We start from the raw sequence: 19,910 nt of genomic DNA on the forward strand, positions 1-19,910 counted from the left end.
TGAGCTTTGGTGACGGCGCTTGTCGGTTTACGGTGTTCGGTGAACACCTAAACCGACCTACAGGACTTCCGGTTATGCGGATTCCCTGGTGGCGTCGTAGAACATGTGGCGGGTTGCCTCGTACTCGACCGCCTCGGCAATCGACTCCTCTTCCTGTTCCTCGGTTGCACACTGTTCCCGCTGCTCAGGGCGGATACCGAGACGGCGGAACAGCGCCATGTCGGCATCGGCTTCCGGATTAGCGGTCGTCAGCAGCTTCTCGCCGTAGAAAATGGAGTTGGCGCCAGCCATGAAACACAACGCCTGCATCTGCTCGTTCATGTTCTCCCGCCCGGCGGACAGGCGAACATGGGATTCCGGCATCATGATGCGGGCCACGGCAATAATGCGCACGAAGTCAAACGGGTCCAGGTCTTCCACGTTCTCCATCGGCGTACCCTTCACCTTCACCAGCATGTTGACCGGCACACTCTCCGGATGGTGGGGCAGATTCGCCAGCTGGACCAGCAGGCCGACACGGTCGTCCTCATCTTCACCCATGCCCATGATGCCGCCACAACAGACTTTCATACCGGCTTTGCGGACATTGTCGAGGGTATCGAGACGATCCTGGTAAGTACGGGTGGTAATGATATGGCTGTAGTACTTTTCGGAGGTGTCGAGGTTGTGGTTGTAGTAATCCAGCCCAGCATCAGCAAGCTCTTTTGCCTGGTCTTCCTGAAGCATCCCCAGGGTCATACAGGTTTCCAGCCCCAGGGATTTCACCTGACGCACCATATCCAGAACGTACGGCATGTCCTTCTTGGTCGGACTGCGCCACGCAGCGCCCATGCAGAAACGGGAGGCGCCCTTCTCACGGGCGGCCTGAGCTTCTGCGACCACTTTCTCAATTTCCAAAAGCTTTTCTTTTTCAAGGCCGGTGTTGTAATGACCACTCTGGGGACAATACTTACAATCCTCAGGGCAGGCACCGGTCTTGATCGACAACAGCGTGCTGACCTGGACTTCGTTGGGATCAAAGAATTCCCGGTGAACACTCTGGGCGCGGAACAGCAGGTCATTGAACGGCAGCTGGAACAGTTCGCGTGCTTCCTGAAGCGTCCAGTCGTGACGGGGAGTAGTAGCGGTCATAATAGGGCCCTGTTAACCTTTAACGGGTTACTGGTTTACGGATGAGACGAATGATAAAGGGACTGAGATTCCTGTCAACCTTGATAGAACTAAAGGTTAACAGTGAGAAAACAGCAGGAAGCTGTGTCGCCTGCCTGGACCACAAGGCAATCAATGGCTTATGTCAGGGGTGTCGCGAGGACTTACCGGTTAACCGGTGGCATTGCCGGTGCTGCGCCCTTCCGATGGCCTTTCCCTCCGACACGCTTATCTGTGGTGAATGCCTTTCCACACCGCCGCCATTCAGCCATACCGTTGCGCCCTGGCGATACCAATATCCGGTAGACGGCATGATCGGACGGTACAAATACAACGGCCAGAGAAAATATGTGCGGCCACTGGTGACCGGCTTGGCTGAGCACCTGTCCCGACACCTGGAAACCAGGCCTGAGCTGAGGCCGAACCTGATTGTGCCTGCGCCCATGCACAGCAAGCGCAGGCGCCAGAGGGGGTTTAACCAGGCAGAGGATATTGCCGAACAGTTGTCCCTGACACTGAAAATACCCTGGTCTACAACCCGCATCAGACGCCTTCGACACACCAGGCCACAGCGAGAACTAGGCCGGGAAGCGCGGCTGCATAACCTGCGCGGCATGTTTGAGGTCAACGGTGCGATACCGGCACGGATAGCGCTGGTGGATGACGTGGTCACCACCGGCGCTACTGCCCGGATGCTGACGGCAGCACTGATGGACGCTGGTGCCGAAGACGTGCAGGTTTGGGCATTGGCCAGGACGCTCGGCTAACGCCGTAATCCGACAATCAGGTCAGACTCTGGCAGCGACATAATCGGCAATCGCCAGGCAGGACGTCAAACCAGGCGATTCGATGCCGAACAGGTTTACCAGCCCCGGCACCCCATGATCCTCCGGTCCGTCGATCCGGAAATCGGAAAAACCTCCGTCAGGGCCCGTCAGTTTCGGGCGAATACCCGCATAGGCCGGCTGCAGGCGGCTTGCGTCCAATTCCGGCCACCATTGCCTGATACCCTCGACGAACGCATCAACCCGCGCCGGGTTGACGGTGTAGTCCGCAGTGGAAATCCACTCCACATCCGGCCCGAAACGGGCCTGTCCGGCAAGATCGAGCGTCAAGTGCACCCCAAGGCCGCCAGGTTCCGGCACCGGGTAGATCAGGGTGCTAAAAGGATGCCGACCGTTGTAACTGAAGTAAATGCCGCGAGCGAACCATTGCTCCGGTCGACCGGTAGCCGGCAGCCCCGCCCAGTTTTCCGCCAACGGCACTGCCCCAAGCCCCGCCGCATTGATGACGCAACGGGCCAACAACTCACAAGGCATGGATCCGCCGACGGTCAGGCGATGCCCCGTGTCATCGGAACAGGCGGCGTCCACTGGTGCACGCCTCACCAACTGCCCGCCTGCGCGTTCCAGGTCGGCCAACAGGGATACCATCAGCCCATGACTGTCGACAATACCCGTTTCCGGCGAATACAGGGCCGCGCAGGCGGATACTCCTGGCAGATATTTCTTCACCGCATCCACACCCTCCATGGCCAGCGCCACACCATTTAGCCGGGCCTGCGCCTGGATGCTTTCAAGCTTCGGAATCTGGGAGCGGCGGGCTGCCACGATCCATTTTCCTGTTTTGCGATGACCAATGTGACGTTTCCGGCAGTACTCGTAGAGTTGTTCACGCCCCCGCACACACAGGCGGGCCTTGAGGGAACCCTCTGGGTAATAGATGCCCGCGTGGATAACTTCACTGTTCCTGGAGGAAATCCCTTCTCCGAAATGATCCCCGGCCTCCAGCACCAACACCTCCCTGCCTTGCCGGGCAAGAGCCCCAGCGACGGCCAGCCCGATAACACCGGCGCCAATCACCACCGTATCCGCCTGGAGCTTCTCCAGCTTCGCCATTCCAACCTGCCTTATTGTTCCTGTCTGTCTTGTTACCTTGTGCCAGCGGACAGTTTCGCAAAACGCGGGGGCCGCGAAAAAGCCGGCAGACACATCCGTATTCACATTACGATACCATGCGGGACACGTTATACTGGGACGTCACGTTAATGCAGGAAGCAGGTGTGAGATGTCAGACAGGAAGCAGTTTTTAACGGTCATGGTGGTTGCAGCCCTGTTTGTGGGCTGGTTGGGCTGGAGAGGGTTTGAAGTGATCAGCCTCAACCACAGCCTGAAAGCAGACGCCGTAGTGGCGGACTACCCTTACCAACACCGGGTGTTGAGGGTGGAAGGCAACACCGCCATCATGAGTTCCCTGCGCTCCCACAACATCTCCACCCGTCAGGCGTTAACGACTATTTTTCCGAGCATGCAGAATCTGGGTGACAACCACCGGGACTGGCAGCGGGCAGAGCGCGAACTCGCCCAGGTCCAGGCCAGGGCCGGCGACATCATACTGAACGCCGGCGGCATCAATCGCATCCGGTGGGAACTGGATGAAAACTGGTACCACCTCAGCCACATGCAGGCCAGACAAGACTCAAGGCGCTAACCGATCCTATGACAGAAACCTCAAGCCATCCTTACGACGCCCTGACTCCCGATACCATTCTGGACGCCATGGAAAGCGCAGGTTTCGTCATCAACGGCCGTCTGTTCGCCCTCAACAGTTACGAAAACCGCGTTTACCAGATCGGCGTTGAAGACAGCGCACCGATCATTGCCAAGTTTTATCGACCGGGCCGCTGGACTGAGGCCCAGATCCGCGAGGAACACACCTTCACAGCCGAGCTGGCGGCAGCGGATATCCCGGTGGTCGCGCCGATGGCGATGCCTTCGGGCGACACCCTGGGCCGATGGCAGGAATTTCACTTTGCGGTCTTTCCCCAGCGTGGCGGCCAGGCGCCGGACACCAGCGTCACCGATACCCTCTACCGGCTCGGCCAATGGCTGGGGCAACTCCACAACGTGGGTGCCAGCAAGCCCTTCCAGCACCGCCCCGCGTTCAACATCCTCGACGGCCTCACCAGCAAGAATCAGCTGTTGATAGACGGCGACTGGATCCCGGCGGACCTCCGCCCGGCCTGGGACAGCCTGATTCCCGATCTGTATGATGCCTGTGCCCGCAGAATTGATGATGCCGGTGACGTGGCAAGTCTGAGACTCCACGGCGACTGCCACGCCGGCAACATATTATGTCGCGACGAACAGATGTTGTTTGTCGACCTGGACGACTGCCGTACCGGGCCGGCCATCCAGGATCTGTGGCTGCTGCTCAATGGCGACGACACCGAAAGGGGCCAGCAATTCGGCGAATTGCTCGAAGGCTATGAGATGTTTCGCGACTTTGACCGTCGCGAGCGCCACCTGATAGAGCCCCTGCGCTGCTATCGGCAGATTGCCCATTGCGCCTGGCTCGCGAAGCGATGGGATGACCCCGCATTTCCACGATTCTTCCCCTGGTTTACCCAGCCAAGATACTGGTCGGATCAGGTACTGGCCATGAGGGAACAACTTGCCGCCTTGCAGGCACCGCCCATCAACATTCCTGGTCAGTACTAACGACCGGACAGACACATTAACCCGGAGATTTTCTGATGAGCGAGAAAGAGGCCAGGTTCACGGTCCGCAGTCTGATCGCTACCGCCATCGGCACGGCCATCGCCACAGTGGTGGTTCTTGAAGTCAGTGGCCGTATAGATCACTCCAACAACAAGGACAACGTGCCGGTCGGCGAATTTCAGGCGATTCACGTCACCCCCGGGGACGACTTCCGTATGTCCCCGAAATCCTCCGAACTGCACGCCGTTTGCGAACAGGGTTACCTGGCAATTGCGGCAGACGTGGACCCGGACTTTCGCGGTATTGTTGTGGACTACAAGAACCGGGGTGTGAGATGTCATCGTGCCTCCACCCAGGAGCCTTCAGAGGATACCGCCGGCGATGAGTGACAAACCCCGAGCCCCGCTGCAGGAAACCGATCGCCTGTTCGCCACTGAACGGAATCCCGAGGATTTTCGCTTCGACGCCTCGGTAGCCCGGGTCTTCCCGGACATGATTCGCCGCTCGGTTCCCGGCTACACCACCATCATCCCAATGATCGAAGTGATCACCGAGCAGTACGTCCAGGCCGGCTCCAACTGCTACGACCTGGGCTGCTCGCTCGGCGCCTCCACCCTGGCGATGAGACACGGCATACCCTTTGGCGACTGTACCCTCATTGGCGTCGATAACTCGGAAGCCATGATTGAACGTTGTGAACACTATGTCGCCCTGGATGACAGCCCCCTGCCCGTGCACCTGCGTTGCGAGGACATTCTTGACACCGAGCTCAGCAATGCCTCGGTCACCACGCTCAACTTCACACTGCAGTTCGTGCCACCAGACCAGCGGGCGGCACTACTGGAACGCATTGCAACGGCCACCCGGCCGGGAGGGGTACTGATCCTGTCGGAGAAAATCCGCTTCGAGTCTCCCGAAGAGCAGGAAACCCAGACCCGCCTGCACCACGAATTCAAACGGGCCAATGGCTACTCCGACCTGGAAATCAGTCAGAAACGCTCTGCCATAGAGCAGGTACTGATCCCGGAAAGTCTCGCCGATCACCGCATACGACTGGAGCAGGCCGGCTTTGACCAGGTCATGGTCTGGTACCAGTGCTTCAACTTTGTCTCCATGCTGGCCATCAAATCCGCTGCCTGAGGAGTTTCAATGGCAACCTTTGACTGGCAGGGCTGCTATCAGGCCCTCCTCAATGAACTGAATAACGAGGGCCAGGAACGCTGGTCCGATCTGCTGACCCAACAACTCCGGCGCCGGTTCGAGGACAACCCTCACGGCGACATCGCCCGTTGGATGGCAGCACTGGCCTTGCTTCCCGAGGTTCCCCACGCCCGGGCCAGACTGGACACATCCGCCGTTACCCTGAGCGCGGAAACGCCACTCAACGAATCACAGCTTGAACAGCTGGAATCCGGCCTAAGAGGGCTCATGCCCTGGCGCAAGGGGCCCTTTGATTTCTTTGGCACCTACATCGATACCGAATGGCGTTCGGACTGGAAATGGGACCGGGTGGCGCCCTATCTGTCGGATTTAAGCGGGCGGCGTATTCTCGACGTGGGCTGCGGCTCCGGTTATCACTGCTGGCGCATGCTCGGGGAAGGCGCCGGACGGGTAATCGGTATCGACCCCGGCCTGTTGTTCCTGTTCCAGTTCCTCAGCGTAAAGAAGTACCTGGGGACGGTGCCGGTTGATCTTCTTCCCGTGCGCATGGAAGACCTGCCAGGCAAGCTGGAATCGTTCGACACCACCTTCTCCATGGGCGTTCTCTATCATCGTCGGTCGCCGCTGGACCACCTGCTGGAACTGAAGGACACCCTGCGCCGGGGGGGAGAGCTGGTGCTGGAAACACTGGTCGTGGATGGACCGGAAGGCTACAGCCTGATGCCGGAGGATCGCTACGGCCAGATGCGCAATGTCTGGTTCCTGCCCACCTGCGATACCCTCCTGCGCTGGCTCGATCGCACCGGATTCAGGGACGCGCGAGTAGTGGACGTCACCGAGACCACCACCGAGGAACAGCGTCAGACCGACTGGATGCGGTTCAATTCCCTGGCGGATTTCCTCGACCCCGATGATCCCGGCAAAACCATCGAGGGCTACCCGGGCCCCAAGCGGGCAACCATCATTGCCAACAAGCCCTGATTTCCGGGTTCCGCTTACAAGAAACCCCGCTCGAAAGCGGGGTTTCTTGGGTCCAGGCTCTATTCGCCGAACGGATGGCGGAGCGTCACCGTCTCCACCCGATCCGGCCCGGTTGAGATAATATCGATCGGGGCCTCGATCTGCTCTTCCAGAAAGCGAATATACGCTTTCGCGTTTTCCGGCAGCTGATCGAGACTGGTCAGGCCAACGGTGCTCTCTTTCCAGCCGGGCAGTTCAGCGTATACCGGCTCGATGTCCTCGTAGGTGTCACAACCGATGGGCGGACGGAAAATTTCGCCCTTCGGCGTTTTGTAGCCGACACACACCTTCACGGTGTCCATGCCATCCAGCACGTCGAGCTTGGTCAGGCAGATACCGGAAACGCTGTTGATCTGAATGGCGTGGCGCAGGGCCACGGCATCGAACCAGCCGCAACGACGGGAACGTCCGGTGGTAGTGCCGATTTCATTGCCCTTCACCGCCAGGTGCTGCCCCATGTCATCGAACAACTCAGTCGGGAAAGGACCAGAACCCACACGAGTGGTGTAAGCCTTGGTGATGCCCAGAACATAATCCAGGAACAGGGGACCAAACCCGGAACCGGTCGCGGTGCCACCGGCCGTGGTATTGGACGAGGTCACGTAGGGGTAGGTACCCAGATCAATATCCAGCAGTGAGCCCTGGGCACCCTCAAACAGGATGTTCTCGCCACGCTTGCGGTAGTCGTGCAGGATGTCGGTGACGTCTGCGGCCATGGGCAGGATTTCCTCACCCATCTGCCTGAGTTCAGCCAGCGCGGCATCAATATCTTCCGGCTCTTCCTTGAAATACTCGGTCAGCACGAAGTTATGGTAGGACATGATCTCCCGCAGCTTCTCTTCAAAAGCGATCGGGTTACAGAGATCCCCCAGACGAACACCACGGCGGGAAACTTTATCTTCGTATGCCGGACCAATACCGCGACCGGTAGTCCCGATCTTTTCATTACCCTTGGCGCGCTCACGGGCCTGGTCGATACGGACGTGGGTCCTGAGAATAATCGGGCACGCCAGACTGATACGCAGACGGTCGCGCACCGCCACACCGTTGACTTCCAGCTCACGCACTTCCTTTAATAAGGCTTCCGGTGACAGGACAACGCCGTTACCAATCAGGCACTGAACATCCTGACGAAGGATGCCGGAGGGAATAAGGTGCAAAGCGGTCTTCTTGCCCTCAATAACCAGGGTGTGACCCGCATTGTGACCGCCCTGAAAGCGAACCACGGCCGCGACCTTATCGGTCAGCAGATCAACAATCTTGCCCTTGCCTTCATCACCCCACTGGGTGCCCAGCACAACTACATTTTTACCCATGATATTCTCTCAATTCAGCTCAGTTGATCCACGACCCACTGGCCGTCACGCTTTACCAAAATTCTGTCACACCCCTTTGCCGCCGGGTCAGCGTCCGATTCATCAGGCAGTGCCCGCACCACGGTTTCCGTCAGCCTCAGACCGGCAATCACCCCTTCCAGGGCGGGATCTGTATCGGCAGGCGCCCACACGGCTCCTGGACGGCGCACGACACGCTCGCCAAGTGACACCAGGGCACGGATATCCAGGCTGAAGCCGGTTGCAGGTCTGGCACGGCCAAAGTCACTGCCAATGGCATCGTAGCGGCCACCCTTGGCAACCGCATCACCGTGCCCGGGCGCGTAGGCCGCAAACACCAGACCGGTGTGGTAGTTGTAGCCGCGCAGTTCACAGAAATCGAATCCGAAACTGATCTCCGGGAAATCCCTGGCCAGCATATCCGCCACGCGCCCCAGCTTATCGAGGGCTTCCAGCAAGGCCTCCGGCGCACCTTCCAGAATCTCTCGGGCTTCCTGCAGAGCTTCTGAACCACCACTCACCCGGGCCAGCTCCCGCAGACGACCGCCAGCAGAACCGGGTTCACAGGAACCAAGCAATTCATCCAGCTCGGGGACGGACTTACGGGCCATGGCGTCAAAAATGGCCGCTTCGGTATCCCGATCGAAGTTGGCCTCTCCCATCAGGGTTTCATAAATCGCCACATGGGCCAGGTCCAGGTGCACCCGGGGCATTCCCGCCACCCGCAGGGTTTCCAGCATCAGGCTGATCACTTCCATATCGGCAGCTTCGGACGCGCTGCCAAACAGTTCGCAGCCAGCCTGGATCGGGGTGCGGCCCGTGAGCATGTGCCGTGGACGGGTGTGAAGGACATGGCCCGCATAACACAAACGGGTAATGCCTTCCTGCCCCAGGGTATGGGCGTCAATCCTGGCCGCCTGAGGGGTCATGTCCGCGCGTACGCCCATCATCCTGCCAGTCAGCTGATCGGTCAGTTTGAACGTTTGCAGTTCAAGATCGTGGCCGGTTCCGGTAAACAGGGATTCCAGGTATTCAATCAGCGGCGGGATTACCAGTTGGTACCCCCAGCGCTGGCAAGTGTCCATTACATCCCGGCGCAGGGATTCAATCTGTCCTGCGAGAGGCGGCAGAATGTCTTCCACGCCATCCGGCAGTAACCAGCGATCAGATACTGTCATGAGATTCCGTTGTCCGTTCTGCCCCGCCGCAACCGAGGTTGGCGGGATTGCACAGGATTTAGGGCGAGTTCGGGAGCAGGAAAAACCCGAACCAAAACCGGCAGAATTTTACACTGTTGGCAGGCACAAAAAAACCGGAATACCGAGGTATTCCGGTTTTAGCTCAGAGCAATGTCTCTCAGCGGCCGCCCTGGGGATCCTTGAGGAACCGCATAAAGTCACTGTTGGAATCAATCACCATGATGTCATCCTTGCTTGAGAAGGTGTTCTGGTACGCCTGCAGGCTACGATAGAAGCTGTAGAACTCCTGGTTGGCCCCATACGCATTGGCATAGATCCGCGCAGCCTCACCATCGCCTTCACCACGAGTTTCCTCGGCCTGGGCGAACGCTTCCGCCAGAATCACCGTACGCTGGCGATCGGCATCGGCACGAATACCCTCGGCCAGCTCACGACCACGTGACCGGAATTCCTGGGCCAGCTTTTCACGCTCGGTGGCCATGCGGCGATAGACGTTCTGGCTCACTTCACCGGGAAACTCGATCGCCTTGACCCGAATATCCAGAACTTCGATACCAAACTCTGTCAAAGACGTTTCGTTGACCCGATCCCGCAGCGTATGCATCAGCTCATCACGCTGACCGGAGACAACCTCGACCATGGTCCGGACACCGAACTCATCCCGCAGACCGTTGTCGACGCGGGACAACAGCAGGGACTGGGCGCGGTATTCGTCGCCACCGGTGGCGCGGTAGAACTGGTCCACGTCGCGGATTTTCCAGGCAATGTAGGAATCCACATCCAGCGGCTTCTTCTCGATCGTCAAGTACTGACGGGAGGGAAGATCCATGGTCAGTACCCGAATATCGAACTCGCGGATCTGGTCAATCACCGGCACCTTGAAGTGCAGGCCTGCCTGCATGTCCGTTTCAATCAGCTCACCAAAGCGAAGCTTCACGCCACGGTGGGTCTCAGGAATGATGTAAACGCTCGACAACACCAGCAGGACTACAATGAGGGCGCCTGCAAGGCCCACTACACCTTTGGGTCCCATAATTATCTGCTCCTCCGAATGCCGGTATCCTGCCGTCCACGCAGTTCCTGAATCACCTGATCTGTGAGAGTTGAGATATCAGGTTGAGTTGCGGAACTGTCCGCGCCACTGCCACTGCTGGAAATACGCCCCTGGGTCAGGCGGTCCAGCGGCAGGTACATCATGTTGCCACTGCTCTGGGTGTCCACCAGCACCTTGCTGGTACTGGACAATACACCTTCCAGCGCCTGCAGATACATACGATCGCGGGTCACTTCCGGAGACAGCTGGTACACCTCCAGCATTGCCAGGAAGCGTGCGGTTTCACCGTTGGCGCGCTCGATCACCTCTTCCTTGTAGGCGTTGGCTTCCTCAATCATGCGCTGAGCCTGACCACGGGCCTCCGGCACGATCTTGTTACGGTAGGTTTCCGCCTCTTCCTTGACGCGCTGCTCGTCTTCACGGGCACGCTGGACTTCGCGGAAAGCATCCTGCACCGCATCAGGCGGCTGGGTACTTTCAACGTTCACACGCACGATTTCCAGACCGGCGCCGTAGTCCCGCAGGAAACTCTGCAGGCGCTGCTCAACGCGAACCGCCAGCTCGGCACGACCCTCGGTCAGCACTCCGTCCAGAGTGGAGCTACCCACTTCATGGCGCAGTGCGCTGTCCGTGGCAAATGCCAGAGCCTGGTTGGAGTCCCTGATATTCAGCACATACGCCTTGGCATCGCCAACACGGTACTGGACCTGAAGGTCCACGGTTACCAGGTTCTCGTCCTGGGTCAGCATCTGACCGCTGGACTCAGCCGTACGAACATTGGTCACGCGAACCTTGGTGACATCGTCAATCAGTGGCACCTTGAAGCGGAGACCGGGCTCCTCTGTGCGGCTGAACTCACCAAAGCGCAGAACGACTGCCCGTTCCTGTTCGTCCACTGTGTAGAAGGACTGGAATACGACATACCCCAGACCAATGATGGCCACCAGCGCCAGAATGGCACCAAAGCCACCACCGCCGGATGAAGAACCACCGGAGCCGCCGGAGCGACCGCCTTTTCCACCCAGCATCCTGTTCAGCTTGTCGAGACCTTTTTTCAGCGCCTCATCGAGGTCTGGCGGACCTTGATCATTGCCGCCACGACCACCACCGGTTCCCCATGGGTCATTGTCGTTGCGGTTACCACCCGGTTCGTTCCAGGCCATAATGCTCTCCGTTCCTGACTGATAGAATGGCTGCAAATACTAGGGATTTATGAGCGCCCCGGCAATAGCGTTACCGGCCTACGCCTCCCTTGCATCTAATCTGATTTCGTTTTCCTGTATGCCGGCACGGCTCAATAACTGGAGCCAGTCCCGGTGCTGCAGGCGGACCTCCAGCACTGTATCACCGCTGTCCCGGTGCTCTTCGCTCAACACCGAACCGGCCTGATGCAGAAGCGCCCGAAGCTTGCCGTCCCGGGGGCCCAACAATACAAACTGATGAATAACATCCTCGGCCAGACGCTCGACAATGGCGTCAAACAACCCCTGGATCCCCTCACCGGTGACCGCGGACAACCATACCCTGACCGGCAAGCCGTCCTCATTACGTTCAATGCGCGGACTAAAATTATCAAGCAAATCAATTTTATTAAAGACCTGAAGCACCGGGACTTCATCAGCGCCGATTTCAGCCAGCACCTCCTCCACCTGCTCCATGTTCTCATCACGACGGCTATCATGACAGTCGATGATGTGGAGCAACAGCGTCGCTTCTGTGGTTTCCTCAAGTGTCGCGCGGAAGGCTTCCACCAGCTTGTGGGGCAGGTGTCGGATAAACCCGACGGTATCCGCCATTACGACCGGACCAATGTCCGGAAGTTCCAGTCGCCGCAACGTTGGATCCAGCGTGGCAAATAACTGGTCCGCCGCATAGACGGACGAAGTGGTGACATGGTTGAACAGGGTAGATTTTCCAGCGTTGGTGTAACCGACCAGAGAAACGGTGGGAATGTCCGCACGCTTACGGGCCCGACGCCCCTGATTACGCTGGCGGCGAACCTTCTCCAGCCGTTTGTGAATCGATTTGATGCGCTCACGAAGCAACCGGCGGTCCGTTTCCAGCTGGGTTTCACCCGGCCCACGCAGACCGATACCCCCTTTCTGGCGCTCAAGGTGAGTCCAGCCACGCACCAGCCTTGTCGACATGTGCTCAAGCTGGGCGAGTTCCACCTGAAGCTTACCTTCATGGGTTCGTGCACGCTGGGCAAAAATATCCAGAATGACCCCGGTGCGATCCAGGACCCGGCACTTGAGCTCACGCTCAATATTGCGCTCCTGGGAAGGACTCAGGGCATGATTAAAAAGCACCACATCGGCTTCGTGGGCAGCGACCGCATCGCGGATCTCCTCCAGCTTGCCCTCACCGACAAACAGGCGGGGGCTCGGCTGCTTTCTGGAACCAGTAACCAGCCCCACCGGCTCCACACCAGCAGATGTCACCAGCTCCCGAAACTCATCCGGGTCTTCGGTCTCTTCGTAAGAGGAAAAATCAATATGGACGACAATTGCCCTTTCACCAACGTCGGGACGCTCAAACAAGTGGTCACAACTCCGAAACAGTCAAACCGTTAGTCGCTTAAAAAGAAACACCCGCGGTCCTCGGAACCGCCAGGGGTTCTTCGGAAACGCGGGTGGCAATACCGGAAACCCGACAATTCAGTCTTCAGCCTCGCCTTCTCCGCCGGGTGCCTGCGGCGGAATACGTACATTCCGGGCCGGTACAACGGTAGAAATGGCATGCTTGTAGACCATCTGGCTGACAGTGTTTTTCAGCAAAATCACGAATTGGTCAAAAGATTCAATCTGGCCCTGAAGTTTGATGCCGTTGACCAGGAAGATGGAAACCGGAATGCGCTCCTTGCGCAAGGCATTGAGGTAAGGGTCTTGTAAAGAATGCCCTTTTGACATGTGTTTTTCTCCTGTTTATAAGTAAGTGCAGATCGTCATTTTTCAGAATTAAATGTGGTGCGAAGTCTGATAATTTTCAAGGCCGCTTCAGTGATATATGTATCTTCACTGTCGAGCCAGTCCACATTGGACCACTTGCGCAACCAGGTTAACTGCCGCTTCGCCAACTGGCGGGTCGCAGCTACACCCTTGCTGATCATGGTGTCATAGTCGTCATCACCTGCCAGATAATGCCAGGCCTGGCGGTAACCGACACAACGCATGGAAGGCGCATCCGCATCCAGGTCCTCGCGGGCCATTAAGGCCCGGACTTCCTCGAGAAAACCGGCCTCCAGCATCTTCATGAATCGAAGGCGTATCCTCTCGTGAAGAACCTTTCTGTCGGTCGGAGCAACAGCAAGTTGCACCACAGTATACGGAAGCGACGAGGATTCGTCTGCCTGCCATTGAGTAAAATAGGTGTAATCCTCGACATTAGAGGATTTGCCATGCGCATCGGTACCGTCTCCGGCCGAATGTTGCCAGAGTTCCGAGATCGGCCGCCCTGTCAGACGTATGACCTCCAGGGCCCTTATCAGTCGCTGGCGATTGTTCGGGTGTATCAGTCCTGCAGCGACCGGGTCGCGGGCCGCCAGCTCCTCATGCAGGGCCGCCCAGCCCTTTTCCCGGGCTTCCCTTTCCAGTTCCCGACGGAGCTCCGGGTCGGCGGATGGCAGGTTCGACAGACCATGAAACAACGCTTTGAAATACATCATGGTGCCGCCAACCAGCAGCGGAATCCTGCCAGCCTGGGTAATAGCGGCCATTTCACGCAACGCATCGCGCCGAAAATCGGCGGCTGAATAGCGCTCCGCCGGGTCACAGATATCAATCAGACGATGGGGCGCCCTGGCGAGCTCCCTTGCCGACGGCTTAGCGGTACCGATATCCATGCCTCGATAGATCATTGCCGAGTCAACGCTGATAATGTCGCAAGGCAACTGTTCACACAACGACATAGCCAGATCGGTCTTGCCGGAGGCGGTCGGCCCCATCAGGAAAATAGCCGGTGGCAACTGGGGAGTCTGGTTCAGGTCATCGGCCATGGCGCTCTTAACGCCCTCTCAGGAACAGCTTGTCGAGCTCGGAGAGAGTCACCACCGTCCAGGTGGGGCGGCCATGATTGCACTGACCACTGCGCTCGGTCGCTTCCATATCCCTTAACAAAGTGTTCATTTCCGGGATGGTCAGCTGCCGGTTTGCCCGCACCGAGCCATGACAGGCCATGGTGCCCAGCAACTCATGAGTTACCGCCTCAACCCGGTCACTCTGGCCGTTTTCAATCAGATCGGCCAGGATATCGCGCACCAGTTGCTCGGTATCCGCGCCCCGCAAAAGCGCCGGCACCTGCCGGATGGCCAGGGTTTCCGGACCAATGCGTTCCACCTGAAGCCCCAGTTGCTGGAGTTCGTTGCCGTGGGTTTCGGCGAGGGCCGCCTCTTTTTGGCTGACCGCCAGTGACAGCGGCACGAGCAATGGCTGACTTTTCAGATCCTGCGCTTCCAGCGCCCGCTTCATGCGCTCGTATGTGATACGTTCATGGGCCGCATGCATATCCACCACGATCATGCCCTGCCGGCTCTGGGCCAGGATATAGATGCCATGCAATTGGGCGATGGCATAGCCCAGTGGCGGTTCTGCTTCGCTGTCTGCCGGAGGCGTGGGCTGCCCTACGGCAAGGTCCGGCATCGGCGTGCTTTGCTCCCGCCCGGCCAGACCACCCCCCTCATTCAGGGACTGATAGAACCCCATCTGATCCCGGGCCTGCCACTCATGCTGAGGTTGCCCCTGATGCCCGCTACCGCCATGGGCTGGAAATACGGATGCGGTTTCACCCCAGCTGCGGGACATGCCCTGCTCGGCCGACGATGTCGCGTTGCCACCGGGAAACGGTGATGCACCGCCACCAACAACGCCGGTGCCTCCGACGTCTTCCCGCACCGCGGATTGGGCAACGGCACCACGCAGGTGATCGTCCGGACGGACATCCGCAAGTGCCTTGTGCAGGGTTCGGAAAATGAAATCGTGTACCAGTCTTCCGTCACGAAAGCGCACTTCGTGCTTGGTCGGGTGAACATTCACGTCTACCGTGGCCGGGTCCACTTCCAGGTACAGGACAAACGCCGGATGGCGATTGTTATACAGCACATCCCGGTAGGCCTGCCGCACGGCGTGGGCCACCAGGCGATCACGGATGACCCGGCCATTGACGAAGAAGTACTGCAGGTCCGCCTGACTGCGCGAGAAAGTAGGCAAGGCAACCCAGCCCCAGAGGCGGAGACCGGTAGCCTCGGCATCGATCACCACGGCATTGTCGATGAACTGCTGGCCACACAGCGAACCGATACGGCGCTCCCGGTCCAGGGGATTTTCCGCCGGGCGCAGGCTCTGGATAACACGCTGGTTGTGGCGCAGGGTAAACCCGGCATCGAATCGGCTCAGCGCCTGCCTGCGGACACACTCTTCAACGTGGTTGAACTCGGTTTTCTCGGTCCGCAGGAATTTGCGGCGCGCCGGCGTGTTGAAGAACAGATCCCGCACTTCCACGGTGGTACCAACGGGGTGGGCAGCAGGAGAAATGCGGGCGTCCATATCACGACCCTCTACTTCGACCCGGGACGCCGCTTCCTGCTCTTCCGTGCGGGAGGTCAGGGCAAGCCGCGATACCGAGCTGATGCTGGCCAGGGCCTCGCCGCGAAAACCGAGAGACGCCACTGCTTCCAGATCATCCAGGCTTTCTATTTTGCTGGTGGCGTGGCGACTGAGCGCCAGCGGCAAATCCGCTTCACCGATGCCGGAGCCATCGTCCCGCACCCGGATCAACTTCACTCCGCCCTGCTCCACATCAATATCAACCCGGCTGGCGCCGGCATCCAGGGCATTTTCCACCAGTTCCTTGACAACAGAAGCGGGGCGCTCCACCACTTCACCTGCGGCAATCTGGTTCGCAAGCCGTGGAGACAGCAATCGGATGGCGGGCATGTTTCGGAAAAACCTCTTGTTCAGGATGCGGGAATACGAATGGTTTGCCCTACCATAACACGGTCATCGTTCAGGCCGTTAAAACGCATCAACTCGCTGACAGTGGTCTGGTTCTCCCGGGCCAGATCCGACAGGGTATCGCCACGACGAATCCGGTACTGGCTCACCGTGTTACCGTCCTGCCTGTTCGCCTTCTGTGCGGCCAGCAACGTTCCCGGCGGAGGCGTTTCCGAGAAATAGTCGTAAATACCATCAAAAACAGCGTTCGCCAATTTGCGCTGATAAGACGAGCTTGACAGGTTTCTCTCTTCCTGAGGATTGGAAATAAAGCCCGCCTCCACCAGCAATGACGGGATATCGGGCGACTTCAGTACCACAAACGCCGCTTGCTCTACCCCACGCTTATGCAGCTTGGTGACATTTCCGAGTTTGCCAAGGATTGAGCTGCCGATGCCCAGGCTGGAGTTGATACTGGCGGTCATGGACAGGTCCAGAAGAACGCCCGCCAACATTTCATCCCGGCCATTCAGTGACACACCACCCGCACCACCGATGAGGTCAGAGCGATTTTCACTCTGGGCAAGCCAGCGGGCGGATTCACTGGTCGCACCACGCTCAGACAACGCGAACACCGACGCCCCTCTGGGCTGCGGTGTTCTGAACGCGTCAGCATGGACCGACACAAACAGGTCCGCATTATGCTTCCTGGCCAGCAGAGTCCGACTGCGCAGGTCGATATAGTAATCGCCTGTGCGGGTCAGCCTGGCGGTGAAGCCCGGCTTCCTGTCAATAAGCTGCTGCAGGGTTTTCGCCATGGACAATACGACATCCTTTTCGCGGGTCCCCCTTGGACCGATTGCCCCAGGGTCTTCACCACCATGGCCCGCATCAATCACGACAACGATATCCCGCTTACCATTGGTGTTTTCAGTGACGGTCGGCTTCACTGCCTTCTGCACCTTCAGCCCGCCCTCATCAATCAGGTCCACCACCAGACGATGACCATACTGCTGGTTAGGCTCCAGCTGAAAACTGCGTGGCTTGATTTCGCTTTTGAGGTCCAGCACAACCCGCAGGTCGTTACCGTTGCGGGGCGCACTCCGAATCCTCTGGATAGGGCTACCGGACAGATCCAGCGTGGAAAAATCGGCTTTCAGAGAGACATCCTTCATATCAATCACCAGCCTGGACGGGCCAGACAGCGAAAACACGTTGTGTTCGACCTTGCCGGCAATATCCAGAACCAGCCTCGTGTGGTCCGGGGCGGGCCATATACGCACACCTTCCACATCCTTGCCCGCAAGAGCGACCATCGGCCAGGCCAGAAGCATCGCAAGAATCCCCGTTGCCAGGGAGGCACCTAATGTTCTGATGATTGTCATACTGCTCACCCGCGCTTATCCTGACCCGGATCTGCCCCGGGTCGGTTGTTGCCAGCGTCCTTTAGCATCGCCAACAGCGACTCACCGTTCTTTGTTCCGGGCACCAGCCTCGCTGCACGCCCCCTGCCTTCCCGCTCAAGCGTGACCACAAGATCTGGCTGGGGCAAAACACCCAGCCCCCTTTCAGGCCATTCGATCAGACAGAAGTTGCCACCTTCGAAATAATCCCGGATGCCCATGTATTCCAATTCTTCCGGGTCGCCCAGCCGGTAGAGATCAAAGTGGTACGCCGCTGGCTGAAGATGCTCGTAGGGCTCCACCAGGGTGTACGTCGGGCTCTTGACCGCCCCTTCATGGCCCAGACCTCTCATGACGCCCCGGCTCAGCGTGGTTTTTCCCATGCCCAGGTTACCTTGCAGGAACAGGGTCGCCCCACGCCCGGCATCGATGACCACCTTTGCCAACTGCCCCCCCAGCGCTTCCGTGGCCGCTTCGTCAGCCAGAAAAACGCGGAATTCCTTTTGATCAGACTGCATTACGTTCCCGACTCCGGCGTTTGCAAGCTACATCTCTTCCTTTCAATCTCTGCCAACACTCCTGGCACGGCATCGATCACATCACCCGGCAACAATCCCATAAAGCCCTTATTCCGGGAAGCCAGGTTGGCAGCTGCCAAATGCAGGCAAGCCCCGGTCGTGGTCGCATGCAATGGATTACCCAGCTGCCCATACAAGGCGCCAATGATACCTGAAAGCACATCGCCCATGCCTCCGGTTGCCATCCCGGGATTACTGCCATCAACGATCCGGGGTACTTCGTTTCCTGAAGCGATGACAGTACCGGCGCCCTTGAGTAACACCGTTCCACCAAACACCTGACGCAATCTGTCAGCCGCCTTGACCCGGTCCACTTCGATTTCAGCCACCTCACAGTCCAGCAATCGTGCGGCCTCACCCGGATGGGGCGTCAGGATATGGTCATCATCCTTTACCGCTACCCGGGAAGCCATCAGGTTCAGCGCATCGGCATCCAGCACCCTGGGCTTGCCACTGGCAACCACCTGCTGGAGCATTTGCTGGCCCCAGGGACCCCGGCCAATACCGGGGCCGCAAACAACAACATCGGCGGCATCCAGCAACGCCGGCAATTCGGAACCATGAATCAGCCCCTGGACCATGACCGACGGGCAGCGCGCCAGGGCCGGCGCCACATACTCGGGACGCGTCGCCAGGGTCACCAGCCCAGCGCCAGCACGGGAAGCTGCTTCGGCGGCCAGAATACCCGCGCCACCAAAGCCCCGGTCACCAGCCACCACCAGTATGTGGCCAAAATGCCCCTTATGGGCTGTCACCGGGCGACGCGGTACCATGGCGGACTCGGAAGCCCAGTCTATCCGGCGCGCCAACGGAATCTGCCCACTGCCCTCCTGCCACTGTGCCGTGGTCAGAGACTCGAAACAGATCTCACCACAGGCTTCCGGACCATGCCCGGTAAACAGCCCTGCCTTCAAGCCGATAAAGGTAACCGTCAAATCCGCCCGAATCACATCCCCCGCTGCCGCGCCGGTTGTCGCGTTCAGTCCCGATGGCAGATCCACTGCGACCACCGGCTTCCGGGCCGACGCACAGCGGCGGATCATCTCCGCAAACGGCTCTCGTGGTGCTCCGGAAACACCGGTCCCCAGCATGGCGTCGACAATCAGGTTCGCCGACACAAACAAAGCATCCAGTCCATCCGCCCCGATACCGTCACAGGCAACAATATCAACACCATCCTGCTTTGCTTTCTGCCAAGCCAGACGGGCATCACCAGACAGTTTCCCGACCGGAGCAACGGCAATACAACTCACATTCAGACCATGGCGCCTGGCGGCGGCCGCCAAAAGGTAGCCATCTCCGCCATTGTTCCCGGCACCACACAACACCAGAATCCGACCTGGCTCAGGCCATCGTCTTACCAGCCGGCGAAACACCGACGCCGCTGCCGCCTGCATCAGGTCGAACCCGTCAACCCCTTTTTCATCAATCACATAGCGATCGATCTCCCGCACAGCATCTGCGGAATACAGGTCTTCTGGTAGACTGTGTAGATCAGACAGGGGCATGCACCCGCGCTCCAGCTAAAGAAATCAGTTTAAGAAAATTGGCCAGATACCTGTAAAGAATAGCAAAACAGAGAAAA

General features: G+C 58.7%; 19 protein-coding genes. 6 read left to right on the forward strand and 13 right to left on the reverse strand.

Going from position 1 to position 19,910, the window contains the following annotated elements:
- Window positions 1-72: 72 nt before the first annotated feature.
- Window positions 73-1,131: a biotin synthase BioB gene (bioB, locus tag EHN06_RS14335; protein ID WP_127333221.1), complete on the reverse strand. Its 1,059-nt coding sequence runs from the start codon at window positions 1,129-1,131 to the stop codon at window positions 73-75.
- Between the two features lie 224 nt (window positions 1,132-1,355).
- Here bioB and EHN06_RS14340 point away from each other — a divergent pair, with 224 nt between their 5' ends.
- A complete protein-coding gene (locus tag EHN06_RS14340) occupies window positions 1,356-1,916 on the forward strand; it encodes a ComF family protein (RefSeq protein WP_228257318.1) in 561 nt (186 codons plus the stop codon).
- Window positions 1,917-1,937: 21 nt separating this feature from the next.
- Here EHN06_RS14340 and EHN06_RS14345 read toward each other — a convergent pair whose 3' ends face one another.
- Window positions 1,938-3,047 carry an NAD(P)/FAD-dependent oxidoreductase gene (locus tag EHN06_RS14345; RefSeq protein WP_127333223.1) on the reverse strand — a complete coding sequence of 370 codons (1,110 nt, stop codon included), beginning with the start codon at window positions 3,045-3,047 and terminating at the stop codon, window positions 1,938-1,940.
- 169 nt (window positions 3,048-3,216) lie between these two features.
- Here EHN06_RS14345 and EHN06_RS14350 point away from each other — a divergent pair, with 169 nt between their 5' ends.
- From EHN06_RS14350 to cmoB, 5 genes are read left to right on the forward strand one after another with little or no spacing between them, the layout of a single operon-like run.
- Window positions 3,217-3,639 (forward strand): hypothetical protein, encoded by a 423-nt coding sequence (locus tag EHN06_RS14350; protein ID WP_127333224.1) that lies wholly within the window; start codon window positions 3,217-3,219, stop codon window positions 3,637-3,639.
- Between the two features lie 8 nt (window positions 3,640-3,647).
- Window positions 3,648-4,649, forward strand: a complete 1,002-nt coding sequence (locus tag EHN06_RS14355) for a serine/threonine protein kinase (protein WP_127333225.1) — start codon at window positions 3,648-3,650, stop codon at window positions 4,647-4,649.
- Window positions 4,650-4,684: 35 nt separating this feature from the next.
- Window positions 4,685-5,038, forward strand: a complete 354-nt coding sequence (locus EHN06_RS14360; protein WP_127333226.1) for a kinase — start codon at window positions 4,685-4,687, stop codon at window positions 5,036-5,038.
- The gene (gene cmoA, locus EHN06_RS14365; RefSeq protein ID WP_127333227.1) at window positions 5,031-5,789 is read left to right on the forward strand and encodes a carboxy-S-adenosyl-L-methionine synthase CmoA; all 759 of its coding nucleotides are present in this window, start codon (window positions 5,031-5,033) and stop codon (window positions 5,787-5,789) included. Before EHN06_RS14360 ends, cmoA begins: the two co-directional genes overlap by 8 nt.
- A 9-nt stretch (window positions 5,790-5,798) precedes the next feature.
- Entirely contained in the window at window positions 5,799-6,791 is a 993-nt protein-coding gene (cmoB, locus tag EHN06_RS14370; RefSeq protein ID WP_127333228.1) for a tRNA 5-methoxyuridine(34)/uridine 5-oxyacetic acid(34) synthase CmoB, read from the forward strand.
- Between the two features lie 59 nt (window positions 6,792-6,850).
- On the opposite strand, the gene EHN06_RS14375 is transcribed toward cmoB, so the two are convergent.
- The 11 genes from EHN06_RS14375 to EHN06_RS14425 all read right to left on the reverse strand — a co-directional run bounded on the left by EHN06_RS14375 (window position 6,851) and on the right by EHN06_RS14425 (window position 19,833).
- Window positions 6,851-8,146: an adenylosuccinate synthase gene (locus tag EHN06_RS14375; protein ID WP_127333229.1), complete on the reverse strand. Its 1,296-nt coding sequence runs from the start codon at window positions 8,144-8,146 to the stop codon at window positions 6,851-6,853.
- A gap of 14 nt (window positions 8,147-8,160) precedes the next feature.
- On the reverse strand, window positions 8,161-9,342 hold the full coding sequence (locus tag EHN06_RS14380; RefSeq protein ID WP_127333230.1) for an ATP phosphoribosyltransferase regulatory subunit: 1,182 nt from the start codon (window positions 9,340-9,342) through the stop codon (window positions 8,161-8,163).
- A gap of 178 nt (window positions 9,343-9,520) precedes the next feature.
- Window positions 9,521-10,396 (reverse strand): protease modulator HflC, encoded by an 876-nt coding sequence (gene hflC, locus EHN06_RS14385; protein WP_127333231.1) that lies wholly within the window; start codon window positions 10,394-10,396, stop codon window positions 9,521-9,523.
- A gap of 2 nt (window positions 10,397-10,398) precedes the next feature.
- Entirely contained in the window at window positions 10,399-11,580 is a 1,182-nt protein-coding gene (hflK, locus tag EHN06_RS14390; RefSeq protein ID WP_127333232.1) for an FtsH protease activity modulator HflK, read from the reverse strand.
- Window positions 11,581-11,658: 78 nt separating this feature from the next.
- A complete protein-coding gene (gene hflX / locus EHN06_RS14395) occupies window positions 11,659-12,957 on the reverse strand; it encodes a ribosome rescue GTPase HflX (protein WP_127333233.1) in 1,299 nt (432 codons plus the stop codon).
- Window positions 12,958-13,074: 117 nt separating this feature from the next.
- Window positions 13,075-13,326 carry an RNA chaperone Hfq gene (gene hfq, locus EHN06_RS14400; protein WP_012136350.1) on the reverse strand — a complete coding sequence of 84 codons (252 nt, stop codon included), beginning with the start codon at window positions 13,324-13,326 and terminating at the stop codon, window positions 13,075-13,077.
- A 35-nt stretch (window positions 13,327-13,361) separates the two neighbouring features.
- Window positions 13,362-14,411, reverse strand: a complete 1,050-nt coding sequence (miaA, locus tag EHN06_RS14405; protein WP_127333234.1) for a tRNA (adenosine(37)-N6)-dimethylallyltransferase MiaA — start codon at window positions 14,409-14,411, stop codon at window positions 13,362-13,364.
- A gap of 7 nt (window positions 14,412-14,418) precedes the next feature.
- A complete protein-coding gene (gene mutL, locus EHN06_RS14410; protein ID WP_127333235.1) occupies window positions 14,419-16,347 on the reverse strand; it encodes a DNA mismatch repair endonuclease MutL in 1,929 nt (642 codons plus the stop codon).
- A gap of 20 nt (window positions 16,348-16,367) precedes the next feature.
- Window positions 16,368-17,729, reverse strand: a complete 1,362-nt coding sequence (locus tag EHN06_RS14415) for an N-acetylmuramoyl-L-alanine amidase (RefSeq protein WP_416332526.1) — start codon at window positions 17,727-17,729, stop codon at window positions 16,368-16,370.
- 5 nt (window positions 17,730-17,734) lie between these two features.
- Entirely contained in the window at window positions 17,735-18,265 is a 531-nt protein-coding gene (gene tsaE / locus EHN06_RS14420; protein ID WP_127333236.1) for a tRNA (adenosine(37)-N6)-threonylcarbamoyltransferase complex ATPase subunit type 1 TsaE, read from the reverse strand.
- Window positions 18,265-19,833 carry an NAD(P)H-hydrate dehydratase gene (locus EHN06_RS14425; protein WP_127333237.1) on the reverse strand — a complete coding sequence of 523 codons (1,569 nt, stop codon included), beginning with the start codon at window positions 19,831-19,833 and terminating at the stop codon, window positions 18,265-18,267. Before EHN06_RS14425 ends, tsaE begins: the two co-directional genes overlap by 1 nt.
- Window positions 19,834-19,910: the final 77 nt, after the last annotated feature.

Source organism: Marinobacter sp. NP-4(2019), assembly GCF_003994855.1.
GTDB lineage: Bacteria > Pseudomonadota > Gammaproteobacteria > Pseudomonadales > Oleiphilaceae > Marinobacter.